14 protein-coding genes are annotated in these 17,511 nt (G+C 71.2%); 6 read left to right on the top strand and 8 right to left on the bottom strand.

Features of this window, described 5'->3' with window-relative positions; all coding sequences use genetic code 11:
• Nucleotides 1-25 precede the first annotated feature (25 nt).
• Entirely contained in the window at nt 26-265 is a 240-nt protein-coding gene (locus ACO06I_RS16790) for a hypothetical protein (protein WP_421933764.1), read from the bottom strand.
• 137 nt (nt 266-402) lie between these two features.
• The gene (gene mutS, locus ACO06I_RS16785; protein WP_421933763.1) at nt 403-3,087 is read right to left on the bottom strand and encodes a DNA mismatch repair protein MutS; all 2,685 of its coding nucleotides are present in this window, start codon (nt 3,085-3,087) and stop codon (nt 403-405) included.
• A gap of 96 nt (nt 3,088-3,183) precedes the next feature.
• Between mutS and ACO06I_RS16780 the strand changes: the two genes are divergently transcribed.
• Complete coding sequence (locus tag ACO06I_RS16780; protein ID WP_421933762.1) at nt 3,184-3,711, top strand: GNAT family N-acetyltransferase; 528 nt, start codon at nt 3,184-3,186, stop codon at nt 3,709-3,711.
• Nucleotides 3,712-3,828: 117 nt separating this feature from the next.
• Here the strand turns inward: ACO06I_RS16780 and ACO06I_RS16775 are convergent, their stop codons facing one another.
• The 4 genes from ACO06I_RS16775 to ACO06I_RS16760 all read right to left on the bottom strand — a co-directional run bounded on the left by ACO06I_RS16775 (nt 3,829) and on the right by ACO06I_RS16760 (nt 8,474).
• Entirely contained in the window at nt 3,829-4,563 is a 735-nt protein-coding gene (locus tag ACO06I_RS16775; RefSeq protein ID WP_421933761.1) for an aminoglycoside adenylyltransferase domain-containing protein, read from the bottom strand.
• 19 nt (nt 4,564-4,582) lie between these two features.
• Nucleotides 4,583-5,731: a molecular chaperone DnaJ gene (gene dnaJ / locus ACO06I_RS16770; RefSeq protein ID WP_421933760.1), complete on the bottom strand. Its 1,149-nt coding sequence runs from the start codon at nt 5,729-5,731 to the stop codon at nt 4,583-4,585.
• Nucleotides 5,732-5,883: 152 nt separating this feature from the next.
• The gene (dnaK, locus tag ACO06I_RS16765) at nt 5,884-7,791 is read right to left on the bottom strand and encodes a molecular chaperone DnaK (RefSeq protein ID WP_421933759.1); all 1,908 of its coding nucleotides are present in this window, start codon (nt 7,789-7,791) and stop codon (nt 5,884-5,886) included.
• Between the two features lie 182 nt (nt 7,792-7,973).
• Complete coding sequence (locus tag ACO06I_RS16760) at nt 7,974-8,474, bottom strand: hypothetical protein (protein ID WP_421933758.1); 501 nt, start codon at nt 8,472-8,474, stop codon at nt 7,974-7,976.
• Nucleotides 8,475-8,493: 19 nt separating this feature from the next.
• Here ACO06I_RS16760 and ACO06I_RS16755 point away from each other — a divergent pair, with 19 nt between their 5' ends.
• Entirely contained in the window at nt 8,494-9,108 is a 615-nt protein-coding gene (locus ACO06I_RS16755; protein WP_421933757.1) for an alpha-ketoglutarate-dependent dioxygenase AlkB, read from the top strand.
• Nucleotides 9,109-9,111: 3 nt separating this feature from the next.
• On the opposite strand, the gene ACO06I_RS16750 is transcribed toward ACO06I_RS16755, so the two are convergent.
• On the bottom strand, nt 9,112-9,546 hold the full coding sequence (locus tag ACO06I_RS16750; protein WP_421933756.1) for a hypothetical protein: 435 nt from the start codon (nt 9,544-9,546) through the stop codon (nt 9,112-9,114).
• A gap of 87 nt (nt 9,547-9,633) precedes the next feature.
• On the opposite strand from ACO06I_RS16750, the gene ACO06I_RS16745 reads away from it, so the two are divergent.
• The 3 genes from ACO06I_RS16745 to fabV all read left to right on the top strand — a co-directional run bounded on the left by ACO06I_RS16745 (nt 9,634) and on the right by fabV (nt 14,298).
• A complete protein-coding gene (locus ACO06I_RS16745; RefSeq protein WP_421933755.1) occupies nt 9,634-10,581 on the top strand; it encodes a cupin-like domain-containing protein in 948 nt (315 codons plus the stop codon).
• A gap of 85 nt (nt 10,582-10,666) precedes the next feature.
• Nucleotides 10,667-13,060 (top strand): DNA translocase FtsK 4TM domain-containing protein, encoded by a 2,394-nt coding sequence (locus ACO06I_RS16740; RefSeq protein WP_421933754.1) that lies wholly within the window; start codon nt 10,667-10,669, stop codon nt 13,058-13,060.
• Between the two features lie 59 nt (nt 13,061-13,119).
• Nucleotides 13,120-14,298, top strand: coding sequence for an enoyl-ACP reductase FabV (gene fabV, locus ACO06I_RS16735; RefSeq protein ID WP_421933753.1), 1,179 nt, complete (start codon nt 13,120-13,122; stop codon nt 14,296-14,298).
• Nucleotides 14,299-14,442: 144 nt separating this feature from the next.
• On the opposite strand, the gene lpxA is transcribed toward fabV, so the two are convergent.
• A complete protein-coding gene (gene lpxA, locus ACO06I_RS16730; RefSeq protein ID WP_421933752.1) occupies nt 14,443-15,237 on the bottom strand; it encodes an acyl-ACP--UDP-N-acetylglucosamine O-acyltransferase in 795 nt (264 codons plus the stop codon).
• A gap of 131 nt (nt 15,238-15,368) precedes the next feature.
• On the opposite strand from lpxA, the gene ACO06I_RS16725 reads away from it, so the two are divergent.
• A complete protein-coding gene (locus ACO06I_RS16725; protein WP_421933751.1) occupies nt 15,369-17,504 on the top strand; it encodes an ATP-binding protein in 2,136 nt (711 codons plus the stop codon).
• Nucleotides 17,505-17,511 lie beyond the last annotated feature (7 nt).

The following is a 17,511-nucleotide window of genomic DNA, read 5'->3' as shown; positions in this document are numbered from 1 at the left end:
TGCAATCGGATCGAGCTTGCGCGGCTTAGAGCGCGGCGAGCTTCTCGCGGGTCACCTTCAGGGTGTCGCGGACGCAGCGGCTGTAGGCGCCGAGGATCATGGTGTCGCCCGCGGTGTCCTTCAGGCAGACGGTGCGGGCCGCATCGCGGATGTCGGCGTTGATCTGGTCAGCGGACTTGCCGGTGAGGGAGACGCGGACTTCGGTGGCGCTGGCCGAGGAGGCGATGAGGGCGGCGGCGGCGGCGATAACGGCGATGCGGATCATGTTCTAATCTCCTGCGGCGCGGAAAAATGGGGAGGCGGCCCGCGCTCGTCGGAGGGGTTTTTGTACCCTGGCGCTTAAAAAATGGTGCAGCGCGATGCTTAATATTTTGCACCGCACAATTCTCGGACTGGCCTAGGTCAGAGCAGGCCCTTGAGCCGATAGAGCGCCGCCATGGCCTCGCGGGGACTCATGCTGTCGGGGTCGAGCTCGGCCACCGCCGCATCCACCGCGCTGGGGCCCGAGCGCTCGGCGACGCCGGGGGCGCTGGCGGCGAACAGGGGCAGGTCCTCCAGGTGGGCCGGGGCGCCGGTCTCCCGCTCCAGGCGCTCCAGCACCTCGCGGGCGCGGATCACCACCGGGGCGGGCACGCCGGCCAGCTTGGCCACCTGCACGCCATAGGAGCGGTCGGCGGGGCCGGGACCAGCCTCGTGCAGGAAGATCAGGTCGCCGTTCCACTCCTTGGCCTTCAGCGACAGGTTGGCGACGTGGGCGAGCCGGCCCTCCAGCACCGCCAGCTCGTGATAGTGGGTGGCGAACAGGCCGCGGCAGCGGTTGGTCTCGTGCAGGGCCTCGGCGCAGGCCCAGGCGATGGCCAGGCCGTCATAGGTGGCCGTGCCCCGGCCGATCTCGTCGAGGATCACCAGGGAGCGCGGGGTGGCCTGGGTCAGGATGGCGGCGGTCTCCACCATCTCGGCCATGAAGGTCGAGCGGCCGCGGGCCAGGTCGTCCCCGGCCCCGACCCGGCTGAACAGGCGGTCCACCACCCCGATCCGCAGGCTCTGGGCCGGCACGTAGCAACCCGCCTGGGCCAGCACCGCAAGGAGCGCGTTCTGCCGCAGGAAGGTGGACTTACCGGCCATGTTCGGCCCGGTGACGATGGCCAGGCGCGGGCCCACGGCCCCGGCGCCGTCCAGGCGGCAGTCATTGGGGGTGAAGGGTTCGCCCGCCCGCTTGACCGCGGCCTCCACCACCGGATGGCGGGCGGCCACCGCCTCGAAGGCGGTGGAGCGGTCGATGATCGGGCGCGTCCCGCCCACGTCGTCGGCCCATTCGGCCAGGCCTGAGGCCACGTCCAGGCGCGCGGCGCCCTCGGCGGCGGCCTGGATGGCGGCGGCCACGCCGATGGCGGCCTCGCGCCAGGCCTCGAAGGTGGCCACCTCGATGGCCAGCGCCCGCTCGGCGGCCTGGGCGATCTTGGCGTCCAGCTCGGCCAGCTCCACCGTGGTGAAGCGCACCTGGTTGGCCAGGGTCTGGCGGTGGATGAAGGTGGCGTTCAGCGGCGGCGCCATCAGGGGCTCGGCGGCCTTGGCGGTGCACTCGACGAAATAGCCCAGGACGGCGTTGTGGCGGATCTTCAGGGCCACGCCGCTCTCGGAGGCGAGCTGGGCCTCCAGCTGCAGGATCACCCGGCGGCTGTCGTCGCGCAGGGCGCGGGCCTGGTCGAGCTCGGGGCGGACGCCCGCGGCCACGAAGCCGCCGTCGCGGGCCTGGGCCGGCAGCTCGTCGCCCAGGCCCTGGGCCAGCATCTGGCGGAAGGCGCCCAGGTCGAAATGGTCCTGGGCGTGGAGGGCGGCGAGCGCGGCGGCGATCTCGGCCGGCGGCGGCGGATCGAGGGGCTCGGGCGCCCCGGCGAACAGGACGGCGATCGCCTCGCCGCGGGCCAGGCCGTCGCGCAGGCAGCCCAGGTCGCGGGGGCCGCCGCGTCCCAGGGCCAGGCGCGACAGGGCGCGCGCCATGTCGCCCAGGCCCTTCAACTCCTCCCGCAGCTTCTGGCGCAGGGGGCGGCGCTCGACGAACCAGCCGACGGCGTCGAGCCGGAGCTCGATGGCGGCGGGGTCCAGCAGCGGCCGGGCCAGGCGGGCGGCCAGCATCCGGGCGCCCGGGGCGGTGATGGTGCGGTCGATGGCGCCCAGCAGGGAGCCCTCGCGGGACCCCGACAGGCTCTTCTCGATCTCCAGGCTGGTCCGCGTGGCCGGATCGATGGCCATGACGTCGGCCTCGCCGGCCCGCCGCGGGGCGGTCAGGGCCGGCAGGCGGCCGGCCTGGGTGGTCTCCAGGTGGGCGGCGATCAGGCCGAGCGCCGAGATCTCCGCCCCCGACAGGGTCCCGAAGCCGTCCAGGGTGTCGACCCCGTAGAGCCGCTTCAGCCGGGCCTCGGAGGCGGCGGGTTCGGCCAGAGCCGAGGGCATGGGCTGCACCACCCCGCCGGCGCTGCGCAGGGCGGCGTTCATGCCCTCGTCGGCGAACAGGCGGTCGGGGACCAGGATCTCGGAGGGGCCCAGGGCGGCGAGCGCCGAGGCCAGGTTCTCGCGGGCCACGGCCCAGCATTCCACCTCGCCGGTGGAGAGCTCGACGCTGGCCACGGCCGCGGCCCCGGCGCGGACCGCCACGGCGGCCAGGCGATTGGCGCCGCGGGCATCCAGCAGGCCGTCCTCGGTGAGCGTGCCCGGCGTCACCACGCGAACCACGTCGCGCCGCACGATGGACTTGGAGCCGCGCTTGCGGGCCTCGGCGGGGTCCTCCATCTGCTCGCAGACGGCGACCTTGAAGCCCGACCGGATCAGCTTGGCCAGATAGGCCTCGGCGGCGTGGACCGGCACCCCGCACATGGGGATCGGCGCGCCGCCGTGGTTCCCTCGCGCCGTCAGGGTGATGCCCAGGGCCGCGGCGGCCTTCTCGGCGTCCTCGAAGAAGAGCTCGTAGAAATCCCCCATGCGGAAGAAGACCAGGGCGTCGGGCTGGCGGGCCTTGGCCTCGAAGTACTGGGCCATCACCGGGGTGGCGCCGGCGGAGTCCGCGGAGGGGGGGATCTGGGCGTTCATGCTCGGCGCGGAGGTTAACGGCGCCCGCCCTCCGCGTCAGCCCCTTGAACCGAGCCCCGCGAGGCCCAAGCTGTGGTTAAGTCCGGGAGGTTTCCCATGCACGTCATCTTCCCCGCCGGCCCCGACGACGCCGAGGCCCTGGCCCAGGTCCATGTGACCGCCTGGCGCGAGACCTATCGCGGCCTGCTGCCGGACTCCTATCTCGACCGGATGAGCGCGCCCGTGCACGCCCGGCGCTTCACCCGGGCCCTGGTCAGCCCCGCCGAGCACGAGATCACCCTGGCGGCCGCCGACCGGGCGGGCATCGTCGGCTACGCCGCGGGCGGTCCGTCCCGCAGTCGCGTCGCCGGGGAGGCGGAGGTCACCACCCTCTATGTCCTGCGCGCCCACCAGGGCCAGGAGCTGGGCCGGCGGCTGCTGACCGCCGCGGCCCGGGTGTTCGCCGACCAGGGGGCCCGGTCCCTGATGATCTCGGTCCTGCGCGACAACATCCCGGCCCGCGGCTTCTACGAACACCTGGGCGGCGAGGCCGACGCCCCGCGCAAGGAGCCCGGCCCCGGCGGCCTGATGTACGAGGTCAGCTACCGGTGGGCGGATATCCGGGCGCTGACGGCCCAATTCTGAGTGTCATCCCGGAAAGCGCGCTTGCGCTTGTCCGGGACCCAGACGCGCGGAGCGTGCAGGAGAGATCGGTGCTTCTGGGTCCCGGTCTTCCGCTGGCGCGGAAACCGGGATGACAGCTCAGGATTTCCGGCACGCCGCCATGATTTCGGCCATGGCCGCCAGGGCCTCGCGCTTGCGGGGGAAGCGGCCGCGGTAGCCGGGCTCGCCCTCGCCGGTGCGCAGGCGCAGGACCTCGGCCAGGATGCGGCGATGCCGGGGGAACCGGCCGAGCGCCCAGCGGCCGGCCCCGGTCTTGGAGATGATGTCCCCGGTCTCCAGGCTGTAGGCCAGGCGCGCCACGCCGAGCACGCCCCAGGCCGGCGCCCAGCCGTCCAGCATCATGATCCCCAGCGGGGTGAGCAGCCTTCGGGCGCGCCGCAGCCAGGCGGTCCAGTAGGTGTCGAGATTGTCCAGGATGGCGGCGCGGACCGCGGCCTCGTCACGCCAGATCTCGGCGGGACGCGCGCCACGCACGGCGTAGCCGTGCAGGTCCAGGGTGCGCAGGGCGATGACGCCCGGGTTGGTGGCCGGTGGCCGGGTCAGGTCGCCCGCCGTCATCCATTCGCCCTCGATGGCCGGCCGGCCGGGGAGCCGGTTATAGGCCAGCAGGGCGGCGGTGATCGCCTCCCGCTGGAGGTCCGAGAGCGGCTGGGCGGTGACGGCGAGGAAGTCGACGTCGCTGGTCCCGGGACGCCAGTCGTCCAGCACGGCCGAGCCCACCAGGTGGAAGTCCAGCACCAGGCCCGGCGCCTCAGCGTCGATCAGGCCCAGGAAGACGTCGGCGGCGGCGATCGCGTCGGCGGGCGGGATCATGGCCGGCGGCGGAGGGAGCCTAGGCCCCCGTCACCTCTTCCCAGAAGCGCTTGGCCTTGCCCAGGAAGTTGGCGGACTTGGGATGCTGCTGCTCGCCGCAGAGGTCCGACAGCTCGCGCAGCAGTTCCTTCTGCCGGGCGCTGAGGCGGGTGGGGGTCTCGACGAACAGCTCCACCACCAGGTCGCCCCGCTCGCGGGAGCGCAGGGAGGGCATGCCGCGGCCCTTGAGCCGGACGGTGCGGCCGGTCTGGGCGCCTTCGGGCACCTTGACCTCGATCTTGCAATTGCCGTCGCAATTCTCGCCGCCCATCAGGCAGGGCGCCTCGATGGCGCCCCCCAGGGCCGCCACCGTCATGGGCACCGGCACCGTGCAGAGCAGGTCCAGGCCATCGCGCTCGAACAGCTCGTGCGGCTTCACCGACAGGAAGATGTAGAGGTCGCCGCGCGGGCCGCCCCGCGCTCCAGCGTCCCCTTCTCCGGCAAGTCTTATGCGGGCGCCGTCGTCGACCCCGGCCGGGATGCGCACCTGCAGGGTGCGTTCCTTGCGGACCTGGCCGTGGCCGCGGCATTCGACGCAGGGGTCGAGGATGATCTGGCCCGAGCCGCCGCAGCGGGGACAGGCCCGTTCGACGGAGAAGAAGCCCTGGCTGGCGCGGACCCGGCCGGCCCCGCCGCAGGTGCCGCAGACCGTGGGGCTGGTGCCGGGCTTGGCGCCCGAGCCCTCGCAGGCCTCGCACTGGATGGAGGCGGGGACCACGATCTCCACCTCCGAGCCGGCATAGGCCTGCTCCAGGCTGATCTCGAGATCATAGCGCAGGTCCTGGCCGCGGGCCGGGCCGCCACGCTGGCGGCGTCCGCCGAACATGTCGCCGAAGACGTCGCCGAACACCTCGTTGAAGATGTCGTTCACGTCGTGGAACTGGCCGCCGCCCTGACCGCCGCCGCCGCCGTTCACCCCGGCATGGCCGAACTGGTCGTAGCGGGCGCGCTTCTGGGGATCCGACAGGATCGAATAGGCCTCGTTGATTTCCTTGAACCGGCCCTCGGCCTCCTCGCAGCCGCCATTGCGGTCGGGGTGGTGCTCCATGGCCAGCTTGCGGAAGGACGACTTCAGCGCGGCCTCGTCGCAGCCGCGGGTCACGCCCAGGATCTCGTAATAGTCCCGCATCAAATCATCAGGCGTTCAAATTGATCTTCATGGGAGGTGGGGCCGCCCGGCTCGCGCTGCAAGCCTTGGGCCAGGCGCGATCGCCGCGACGCGGTGTCGCTCCCCATGACGACCTTCCGCAAGGGATGCGAAGGGCCGCCATGGGGCGCGGATCACGCGGACTTCTTGGTGTCGTCGTCGCTGACTTCCTCGAACTCGGCGTCGACGACGTCGTCACCGCCCGAGGCGTCAGGTTGCTCGCCTTCACCGCCGCCCTGCTGGGCGGCGTACATGGCCTCGCCCAGCTTCATGGAAGCCTGGATGAGGGTCTGGGTCTTGGCCGCGATGGCTTCGGCGTCGTCGCCCTCCACCGCCGACTTCAGGTCGGTGAGCGCGGCTTCGATGGCTTCCTTGTCGGGACCGCCGATCTTGTCGCCGTGCTCGGCCATGGCCTTCTCGGTGGAGTGGATCACCGCCTCGGCCTGGTTCTTGGCCTCGACCATCGCCTTGCGCTTCTCGTCCTCGGCCTTGTTGCTCTCGGCCTCGCGGACCATCTTCTCGATGTCGGCGTCCGACAGCCCGCCATTGGCCTGGATGCGGATCGACTGCTCCTTGGCGGTCGCCTTGTCGCGGGCCGAGACGTTGACGATGCCGTTGGCGTCGATGTCGAAGGTCACCTCGACCTGCGGCACGCCGCGCGGCGCCGGGGGAATCCCCACCAGGTCGAACTGACCCAGCATCTTGTTGTCGTGCGCCATGGGCCGCTCGCCCTGGAACACCCGGATGGTCACGGCCGACTGGTTGTCGTCGGCGGTCGAGAAGGTCTGCGAACGCTTGGTGGGGATGGTGGTGTTGCGCTCGATCAGCGGGGTGAACACCCCGCCCAGGGTCTCGATGCCGAGCGTCAGGGGGGTGACGTCCAGCAGCAGCACGTCCTTGACGTCGCCCTGCAGCACCCCGGCCTGCACCGCGGCGCCCAGCGCCACGACTTCGTCCGGGTTCACGCCCTTGTGGGGCTCACGGCCGAAGAACTCCTTCACGGTGTCCACGACCCTGGGCATGCGGGTCATGCCGCCCACCAGGATCACTTCGTCGATGTCGGACTTCTTCAGGCCGGCGTCCTTCAGGGCCATCTCGCAGGGCCCGACCGTCTTGGCGATCAGGTCCTCGACGAGGGCTTCCAGCTTGGCGCGCGACAGCTTGATGTTCAGGTGCAGGGGACCCGACGCGTTCATGGAGATGAAGGGCAGGTTCACCTCGTACTGCGTGGTGGTCGACAGCTCCTTCTTGGCCTTCTCGCCCTCTTCCTTGAGGCGCTGCAGGGCCAGCTTGTCCTTGCGCAGATCGACCGAGGTCTCTTTCTTGAACTCGTCGGCGAGGTAGTCGACGATCCGCAGGTCGAAGTCCTCACCGCCGAGGAAGGTGTCCCCGTTGGTGGCCTTCACCTCGAAGACGCCGTCGCCGATCTCGAGGATCGACACGTCGAAGGTGCCGCCGCCGAGGTCGTAGACCACGATCTTCTTGCCGTCGTTCTTCTCGAGCCCGTAGGCGAGCGCCGCGGCGGTGGGTTCGTTGATGATGCGCAGGACTTCCAGGCCAGCGATCTTGCCGGCGTCCTTGGTGGCCTGGCGCTGGGCGTCGTTGAAATAGGCCGGGACGGTGATGACCGCCTTCTCGACTTTCTCGCCCAGGTGACGCTCGGCGTCCTCCTTGATCTTGCCCAGGATGAAGGCGGAGATCTGCTGGGGCGAGTAGTCCTTGCCCTGGGCCCGGATCCAGGCGTCCCCATTGGGACCCTTGACGATCTCGTAGGGCACCATCTTCTTGTCTTTTTCGACCAGCGGATCGTCGTTGTGACGACCGATCAGACGCTTGACCGCGAAGACGGTGTTGGTGGGATTGGTCACCGCCTGGCGTTTGGCGGGTTGGCCGACAAGGCGCTCCCCGTCTTCCAGGAAGGCCACCACGGAAGGCGTGGTCCGCGCGCCTTCGGCGTTCTCGATCACTTTCGGCTGCTTGCCGTCCATGATCGCAACGCACGAATTCGTCGTGCCGAGGTCGATGCCGATAATCTTGCTCATGTTCGAGTCTCTTGCTCGCTCCACTAGTGGCGGACGGTGCGTGAGGGGCCTCGTTTCCAAGCGCCCGACTTTTTCTGTCACCGTCCCCGGTTCGATCAGGGTCTCGGGCGGTTAACCTGTGCGGAAACCGCCGTCGAGTCGCGATATGGGATGGCGGGGCGTCCCCGCAAGGGCGAATGCCCTTAAAGTGTGCGGGGTCTTGTGGCGGAGCCCTCCCGCCAAGTCGCTAATATCCTTGCATAAGCTTCACCTTCATGCGGCGCGAAACCGCCGCGCGCGGCCAAAAACGCGTGCTGGAAGACCATGGCCTGCTGCTCGATATTCAAACTTGAGAAATCGCAGGTTTTCGAAAGATCGTAGGCGTAGGCGCCGGGACCATCCCCGGCCCGCAGCTTGGCCGTGAGCAGATTGACCCCCGACTGGGCCTGCCAGACGTGGGTCAGTTCGTGGACGAAGACCCCCTGCAGGGGCAGCGGCGCCCGGGCGAAGTCGGCGTGGGCCTGGGCCGCCGGCCAGACGATCAGCCGTCCGAAGGGCACGAAGGCCCGCCGCCAAAGGGGGATGGCGAAGATCCGCACGGGTTCGGGGTCGAGGCCCCCGCCGAACAGCTCCCAGGCCAGGGCCGCCTCGCCGGAGGTCAGGGTCCGCAAACCGCCAGGCCGCATGGATGCGTGATCGTCCATCTGGCCTATATGGCGCCTCATGACCGTTTCGACGACGCAGGGCTTCGTGCTCCATCCCGGCCGCCTGTCGCCGGAGACGCAACGCGCCCTGGCCGAGGAGGTTCTCGGCCTCGCCGGCGCCGCGCCCTTCTACCGGCCCATCACCCCCGGCGGTAAGGCCATGAGCGTGGAGACCACCAATCTCGGCCCCCTGGGCTGGGTCACCGACGCCCGCGGCTACCGCTACCAGGCCACCCATCCGGAAACCGGCCAGCCCTGGCCCGCCATTCCCCCGATCCTGCTCGAGCTGTGGGCGCAGCTCGCCGATCCGGCGACCCCGCCCGACGCCTGCCTGGTCAATCTCTACCGGGAGGGCGCCCGCATGGGCCTGCATCAGGACAAGGACGAGGCCGACTTCGGGTTTCCGGTGCTGTCGGTCTCCCTCGGCGACACCGCGCTCTTCCGGCTCGGCGGTCTCAAGCGGGGGGACCCCACCCGCTCGCTGCGGCTGGCCTCGGGGGATGTCTGCCTCTTGGGGGGCGAGGCGCGCCTGTTCCATCACGGGGTCGACCGCATCCTGGCCGGCTCCTCGCGCCTGATCCCCGGCGGCGGCCGGATCAACCTGACCCTGCGGCGGGCCGGGCCGAGGCCCTAAGGCCTAGATCGGTGGATCTTCCGGGGGCGGGGTGATGCCGTCCAGCAGGTCGCCGACCTTGTCGTCGGCCGCGGGCGCGGTCTTCGGCGGAGCGGGCTTGGGGGCGGCGGGCTTGGCCGGGGTGGCGCTGGCCACGGTCTGGGGCGCGACCTGGTCGGCGGCGAGATCCAGGGGATCGGCCTGCGGCGTCTTCACCTCGGGCTTCTTCTCCTCGACCTTGGCTGTCACCACCGGCGGGGGCGGCGCCGGGATCTCGTCCCCCAGCGGCTTGGCCTCTGTGGCCTGGAGCTGGACGCCGGCGGCGGCGCCGGGAGGCCCCTCCCCCGGCAGCCGGGCCTTTTCGGGCGCGCCCCGGACCCCCAGGACAAATCCGCCCACCGCGCACAGGGCGATGAGGACGGCGACAACCTTCAGGACGCTGCGCGGCATGCTCCACATGGCGCCAAGTCCTAATGCGGATCGCGGGAAAGTGGAATCGCGATTGCAGCGCGCCCGCCCACCTGACTTGAAACGGGACTTGCAGTCATGCCCGAGCTGATGCCCTCGCTCCTCCCCGACCAGGCCGCCCTGGCCGGTCGCGAGATCCTCACCTTCAAGCACCGGCTGGCCGAGACCGGCCTGTTCACCGACGAGGCCCTGGTCCGGCTGCTGGACGAGCATCCGCGCGACCAGCTCACCGTCTGCACCATGGCCGAGAACCCGCCCCCCGATCAGCTCTGGATCGCCGGCGAGGCGGGCAAGCTCTCCGGCGCCGAACTGCTGGAGGCCGCCAAGCGCGGCGCCCTGTGGCTGAGCCCGCGCAGCGCGCTGAAGATCAATCCCCGCTACCGGCGGGTGTTCGAGGCCCTCAGCGCCGAGTTCAGCGCCAAGACCGGGGTGAAGGTGGCCGGCGCCGACGCCGCCGTGCTGATCTCCAGCCCCCGCATGGGCATCTATTTCCACGTCGATCCGGGCGAGACCATGCTGTGGCACGTGCGCGGCCACAAGACGATCCGCCTCTACCCGCCGACCCAGGACTTCGTCAGCGAGGAGTCCCTGCAGGCCATCCTGATGAAGGAGACCCTGTCGGACCTGCCCTATCGCGCCGAGATGGAGCCCCACGCCCGGCCCGTGGCCCTGTCCCCCGGCGAGGCGGTCTACTGGCCCCTGCACTCGCCGCACCGGGTGACCAATGGCGACGACCTCAACGTCTCCATGTCCATGGACTTCGCCTCCCCCCACTCTCGGCTGGTGAACGGGGTCTTCCACACCCATGCGGTGCTGCGTCGCAGGCTCGGGCTGAAGCTCGGCTCGCGGGCGACCCCGGCCGTCCTGCGGCCCGCCTACCTGGCCGCCTCCCTGGTCCTGAAGCGGCTCGTGCCCCTGGGCACGGTGGAGCGCGACCACACCCGGCAGTTCGATATCGACCTGGCGGCGCCCGGCTGCGTGCGCTGGCGCGAGGGCTTCGGGCCCGATGTCAGGAAAGCCGCCTGACCGGCCATCGGGACGCCTTGAAGTAAACGCCTCTTAACCAACTGGGGCCCATAGACTGGGGCTTCCAGAATGGGAGGCGTGACGAATGGCGCGGGCGGCGCGAAAGACGGGTTTGGAGCTGGGGCTGCATATCGCCAGCCTGGCCTGGACCCATCCGACCACCGCGCGGCTTCGGGGCGGGCTGATCGCGGCCTCCGGCGCGGCCTTCGCCGTGGCGCTGGCCACCTATAGCGCCGGCGATCCCAGCCTCAACGCCGCCTCCCCCTTCCGCCCCGCCAACGCCCTGGGCGGTCCCGGCGCCACGGCCGCCGACATCGGGGTCCAGTCCCTGGGCCTGGCCGCCGGCGTCGCCGCCCTGCTGATGGTGCTGTTCGGACTCTATCGCGCCGTCTCCCCCCATCCCGACGAGACCCGGGCCCAGGTGCGCCTGCGCGCCCTGGTCGGAACCCTGGGCCTGCTGGCCCTGGCCGGCCTGCTGGCCGCCCCCCCGGCCCCCGCCGCCTGGCCGCTCGCCAAGGGCCTGGGCGGCTTCTGGGGCGACGGCCTGCTGCACGGCGTGGCCAGCGTCCTGGCCTTCGCCCGCCTGCCCGGCGCCACCCTGATCGCCGCCCTGCTGCTGGCCGTCGGCGCCTTCGCGGGCCTCGGCTACGCCCTGGGCCTGCGCCGCCTCGACCTGGGCGCCGCCGCCCACTGGCTGGCCGGCGCCCTGCAGCCCAAGGCCGCGCCAGCGCCCAAGCCGGTCCGCCCCTCGGTCGCCCGCCGCGCCAGCGCGCGCGCCGCCTCGACCGGCGAGGATCGCATCCCCGCCTCGGCCCTGCCGCCCATCGCCAAGCCGGAGGCCGCCGCGCCCCCGCCCCAGGCCGCGACCGCCGAGCCGGAACCCTTCGCGCCCCCGGTGGCGGTGAAGATCCCAAAGGCCGCCCCCAAGGAATCCGGCCGCGAGCTGCGCGAGGCCCAGGGCGCCTTCGACTTCGTCAAGACCGGCGGCTTCGCCCTGCCCGAGCTCTCCATGCTGGCCAAGCCCAAGCCGCGGGCCAGCCAGTTCGACGAGGGCGCCCTGCGCCAGAACGCCCAGCTGCTGGAGAGCGTGCTGGCCGAGTTCGGGGTCAAGGGCGCCATCGACCAGATCCGTCCCGGTCCCGTGGTCACCCTCTATGAGCTGGTCCCGGCCGCCGGGGTGAAGTCGGCCCGGGTCGTGGCCCTGTCGGACGATATCGCCCGCTCCATGTCCGTCGCCGCCTGCCGCGTCAGCGTGGTGCCCGGCCGCAACGCCATCGGCATCGAGCTGCCCAACGCCCGGCGCGAGACCGTCTATCTGCGCGACCTGCTGGGCAGCGCCGAATACGAGAAGTCCAACTCCGCCCTGCCCATGGCGCTGGGCGAGACCATCGGCGGCGAGCCCTATATCGCCGACCTGTCGAAGATGCCCCACCTGCTGATCGCCGGCACCACCGGCTCGGGCAAGTCGGTCGGCGTCAACGCCATGATCCTGTCGATCCTCTACCGCCTGCCCCCCGAGCAGTGCCGGTTCATCATGATCGACCCGAAGATGCTGGAGCTCAGCGTCTATGACGGCATCCCGCACCTGCTGGCCCCCGTGGTCACCGACCCCAAGAAGGCCATCGTCGCGCTGAAGTGGACCGTCCGCGAGATGGAGGACCGCTATCGGCGGATGTCGAAGATCGGGGTGCGCAACGTCGCCTCCTACAACGACCGGGCCCGGGAGGCCGCCGCCAAGGGCGAGCACTTCGAGCGGACCGTGCAGACCGGCTTCGACGACGCCGGCCGCCCGATCTACGAGAGCGAGAAGATCAACCCCGAGGCCATGCCCTATCTGGTGGTGATCATCGACGAGGTCGCCGACCTGATGATGGTGGCCGGCAAGGACGTGGAGGGCGCCGTCCAGCGCCTGGCCCAGATGGCGCGCGCCGCCGGCATCCACCTGGTGATGGCCACCCAACGCCCCTCGGTGGACGTCATCACCGGCACCATCAAGGCCAACTTCCCGACCCGGATCAGCTTCCAGGTCACCTCCAAGATCGACAGCCGCACCATCCTGGGCGAGCAGGGCGCCGAGCAGCTGCTGGGCCAGGGCGACATGCTCTACATGGCCGGCGGCGGCCGCATCACCCGCCTGCACGGGCCCTTCGTCTCCGACGGCGAGGTGGAGGCCGTGGCCAAGTTCCTGCGCGAACAGGGCCAGCCCCAGTACCTCGAGGAGGTCACCGCCGGCGCCGACGACGAGGACGGCGAGGGCGAGGGCGGCTTCGACGAGGGCGGCTCCGGCGACGATCTCTACGACCGCGCCGTGGCGGTGGTGACCCGCGACAAGAAGGCCTCGACCTCCTACGTCCAGCGCCGCCTGCAGATCGGCTACAACCGCGCCGCCTCGCTCATCGAGCGGATGGAGAACGAGGGCGTCGTCAGCCCCGCCAACCACGCCGGCAAGCGCGAAGTCCTGGCCGGCCCGCCGCCCTAACTCCAGCTTTCCCTCACCGCGCGCCCGTGTATCTTCCGCCTCCACGAAAAGAGGCGCCCATGATCATCGAGCCCCGTATCCGCGGCTTCATCTGCACCACGGCCCACCCCGAGGGCTGCGCCATGAGCGTCCACCAGCAGGTGGGCTATGTCGCCGGCAAGGGCGATATCCCGGCCGCGCCGAAGCGGGTCCTGGTGCTGGGCTGTTCGGCCGGCTACGGCCTGGCCTCGCGCATCGTGGCGACCTTCGGCGGCGGGGCCGACACGGTCGGCGTCTCCTTCGAGAAGGCGCCCAGCGAGACCAAGACCGCCAGCGCCGGCTGGTACAACAACCGCGCCTTCGAGGCCGAGGCCGCCAAGGCCGGCCGCAAGGCCGTCACCCTGGACGGCGACGCCTTCTCCGACGAGATGAAGGCGCAGACCGTCAAGGCCATCGCCGACAATCTCGGCCAGGTGGACCTGGTGGTCTATTCCATGGCCGCCCCGGTGCGCACCCACCCGAAGACCGGCGAGACCTTCCGCTCGGCCATCAAGCCGCTCGGCGCCCCCGTCACCGTCAAGACGCTCAACACCGACAAGGGCGAGGTCTTCGAGACCGAGCTCCAGCCCGCCACCCCCGAGGAGACCGCCGGCACCGTCGCGGTCATGGGCGGCGAGGACTGGGAGATGTGGATCGCCGCCCTGTCGGACGCCGGGGTCCTGGCGCCGGGCTTCAAGACCCTCAGCTACACCTATATCGGCTCGGAGCTGACCTGGCCGATCTACTGGAAGGCCACCCTGGGCAAGGCCAAGGAGGATCTCGACCGCGCCGCCGCCGCCATCCGCGCCAAGCACGGCGACCACGCCGCCCGGGTCGTCTCCCTGAAGGCCGTGGTCACCCAGGCCTCCTCGGCCATCCCCGTGGTGCCGCTCTACGGCGTGGTGCTGTTCAAGGTGATGAAGGAGATGGGCCTGCACGAGGGCTGCATCGAGCAGATCGACCGGCTGTTCCGCACCGTCCTGCCGGCCCCCGAGGCCCTCGACGAGGCCGGCCGCGTCCGCCTGGACGACTGGGAGCTGTCGGCGCCCGTCCAGGACGAGGTCAAGCGCCGCTGGGCGAGGATCTCCACCGAAACCCTGCCCGAGCTGGCCGACCTGGCCGGCTTCCGGTCCGACTTCCTGAAGATCTTCGGCTTCGGCCTGGCCGGCGTCGACTACGCCGCCGAGCAGGATCCGCAGGTGGTTCCCGAGGTCGCCTGACCCACCCATCCCCCAATGTCATCCCGGTTTCCGCGTAGCGGAAGGCCGGGACCCAGACGCGCGGGGACTTGCGGAGGGATCACAGCCTATGGGTCCCGCACTTCCGCGGCTTCGCCGCTGCATGCGGGATGACACGGTGAGAAATCAGGCCGCCGCCCTCAGACGCGACCGTTGCGTGGAAATGCACCCCCGGCCGGAGCTTTCCAGGAATTCGACGAGGACCAGGGCGCGGGCGCCGGCGCTGAGCCGCGCGGCGGCCAGGCGGTCCTCCATGGGACCCGCGCCCAGGAACAGGAGCCGGTAGGCGCGGCGCAGGTCGGCGATCTCGGCCGGGCTGAACCCCGCCCGCTTCAGCCCGACGGCGTTCAGCCCCGCCAGCCGCGCCCGGTCCCCCTGCACCAGGCAGAAGGGCGGCGCGTCCTGGGTCACGATCGAACCGCCGGCCACGAAGGCGTGGGTTCCGATCCGCGTGTGCTGGTGAACGGCGACGAGCCCGCTGAGCTGGGCGTGGTCGCCGATCTCCACATGGCCCGCCAGGGTGGCGGCGTTGGCCATGCGGATGTCGTCGCCAAGCACGCAGTCGTGGGCCACATGGGCGCCGGTCATGATCAGGTTCCGCGAGCCGATCTTGGTCGGCTGGGCCCCGGTGGCCGCGTGGACGGTGACGAACTCGCGGAAGACGTTGCCGCCGCCGATCGCCAGGGCGCCAGCCTCGCCGGCCCAGCCGTCCACCTGCGGCCCGGCCCCGATGGCGCAGAACTGCAGGAAGCGGTTGCCCGGGCCGATGTCGGTCGCCCCCTCGATCACCACGTGCGGCCCGACGACATTTCCGGCCGCCAGCCGCACCTGCGGCCCGATCACCGCATAGGGGCCGACCACCACGTCCGGCGCGATCCGGGCGCCGGGGGCGATGACGGCGGTGGGGTGGACCTGGCTCATGGACGCGACCCTGGGGCGGGGGCGCGACGGCCACAACTCAACTTGCGTGACCGATTGCGTCGGGAGGCCGACCTGGTAATCCAAACGCAACATCCCCCGGATTACGTTGAGGAAACGGCCCGGAGAGCCCGATGCGCGCACTGCTCGATGACGGCCTCGACGAGCTGGCGGCCAAGACCTATCAGGGTTTCCCGCTGCGGATGAGCGTCACCGCGGCGGTGGCGGCCCTGGCCTCCCTGGAGCTGCCCTGGCGCGTCTGCGTCGTCTTCCTGGTCCTGCAGACCCTGTCGGAGAGCCTCTGCCTGCTGGCCTCGCGCCGGCAATATCTCGGCCTGGCCGCCAGCCCGCGCCTGCGCCTGGCCCAGCTCTCGACGGTGGCCTTCGGCTGCGTCTCCTGGATGACCCTGGGCGCCCTGCTCTGGAGCGCCGGCACCCCGGCCGGGGCGGTGATGGCCATGACGCTGTGGCTGTCGGTGATCTTCTTCGCCCAGACCCACGCCTACCAGTCGGCTCTGGGCTTCGTGGTGGGAGGCGCCCTGCCCGGCGCCGGCATCCTGGCCTGGGGGGTGTTCCTGGCCCCCAACCCGCTCGCCATGCCCAAGCTGGCGGTGTTTGGCCTGATGGTCATGTCCCTGGGCTTCGCCAGCGACGCGGTGGTCCGCACCCTGGCCGCGCGGCGCAGGTTCAACGAGGCCCAGGAGAAGCTGCGCACCTCCGAGGCCCAGTACCGGGTCCTGGCCAACAACATCACCGACGTCATCGCCCTCAACGACCTGGACGGCCGCCGGCGCTATCTCTCGCCCTCCATCGCCACGGCCATGGGCTATTCGGTGGAGGAGCTGTTCGCCACCCCCAACTACACCTTCCTGCATCCCGAGGACGCCGCCTGGGTGCCGCGCGAGATCGCCGACATGGTGGCGCGCGGCGGCGAGCTGACCCTGCAGTACCGGATTCTCCACAAGGCCGGTCACCCGGTCTGGGTGGAGACCAATTTCGGGCTGATCACCTCCGAGGAGGCCGGCGCCGCGCCGCAGATCATCTCGGTCTCCCGGATCATCGACGCCCGCAAGGCCCTGGAGACCGAACTGGTGGAGGCCCGCCGCCGCGCCGAGGAGGGCGCCGCGGCCAAGTCCGAGTTCCTGGCCAACATGACCCATGAGCTGCGCACGCCGCTCAACGCCATCATCGGCTTCTCCGGCGTCCTGCGGCGTTCCCCGCGCCTCGCCGCGGAGGACGCCCGCCACGCCGGCCTGATCCACGACGCCAGCACCACCCTGCTGGAGCTGGTCAACAGCGTGCTGGACTTCTCCCGCCTGGAGGCCGGCGCCGTGGAGGTGGAGGCCCGGCCCTTCGATCCCGCCGCCCCGGCCCAGGCGATCGCCGCCCTGATGGCCGACCAGGCCGCCGCCAAGGGCCTGACCCTGGAGGTGGCCACCCAGGGCGAGATCGCCCCCCTGCTGGGGGATCCCTCGCGCATCCGCCAGGTGCTGCTGAACTTCGTCTCCAACGCGCTGAAGTTCACCAGCCAGGGCGGGGTCACCCTGACCGTGCGCCAGGACGAGGCGGCCAACGACTGCGGCCGGCTGCGGATGGAGGTCACCGACACCGGGATCGGCGTCACCGCCGAACAGATCGAACAGCTCTTCGAGCGCTTCACCCAGGCCGACGCCTCGGTCTCCCGGCGCTACGGCGGCACGGGCCTGGGCCTGGCCATCTGCAAGCGCACCGTTGAGCTGATGGGGGGGACCCTCGGCGCCGTCTCCACCCCCGGCCAGGGCTCCACCTTCTGGTTCGAGCTGACCCTGCCCCGCACCGACGCCTTCGAGGCCGAGGACGGCGACGACGCCGAGACCCTCGACCTGGACGCCCCCCTGCGGCTGCTGGTGGTGGAGGACGTGGCGGTGAACCGCGAGCTGATCGCCACCCTGCTGACCCCCTTCGACGTCGAGATCACCACCGCCGAGGACGGCGAACAGGCGATCGCCGCGGTCTGCGCCCAGCCCTTCGACCTGGTGCTGATGGACGTCCAGATGCCGGTGATGGACGGCCTGACCGCCACCCGGGCCATCCGCGCCCTGCCCCACCCGCACCTGCGCGGCCTGCCGATCATCGCCATGACCGCCAATGTCCTGCCCGACCAGGTGCAGACCTGCCTCGACGCCGGCATGGACGACCACCTGGGCAAGCCCATCTCCCCGGCCCGCCTGCTGGCGGTGCTGGCCGAGTGGCCCGACCGCATGCGCGCCGCCGAGCCCGCCGCGGCCTGAGCCGGGA

This window comes from Phenylobacterium sp. (genome assembly GCF_965229015.1).
Classification (GTDB): Bacteria; Pseudomonadota; Alphaproteobacteria; order Caulobacterales; family Caulobacteraceae; genus Phenylobacterium.
The sequence above is the reverse complement of the archived record's forward strand: the minus strand, read 5'-3'. Positions and strand labels throughout refer to the sequence as shown.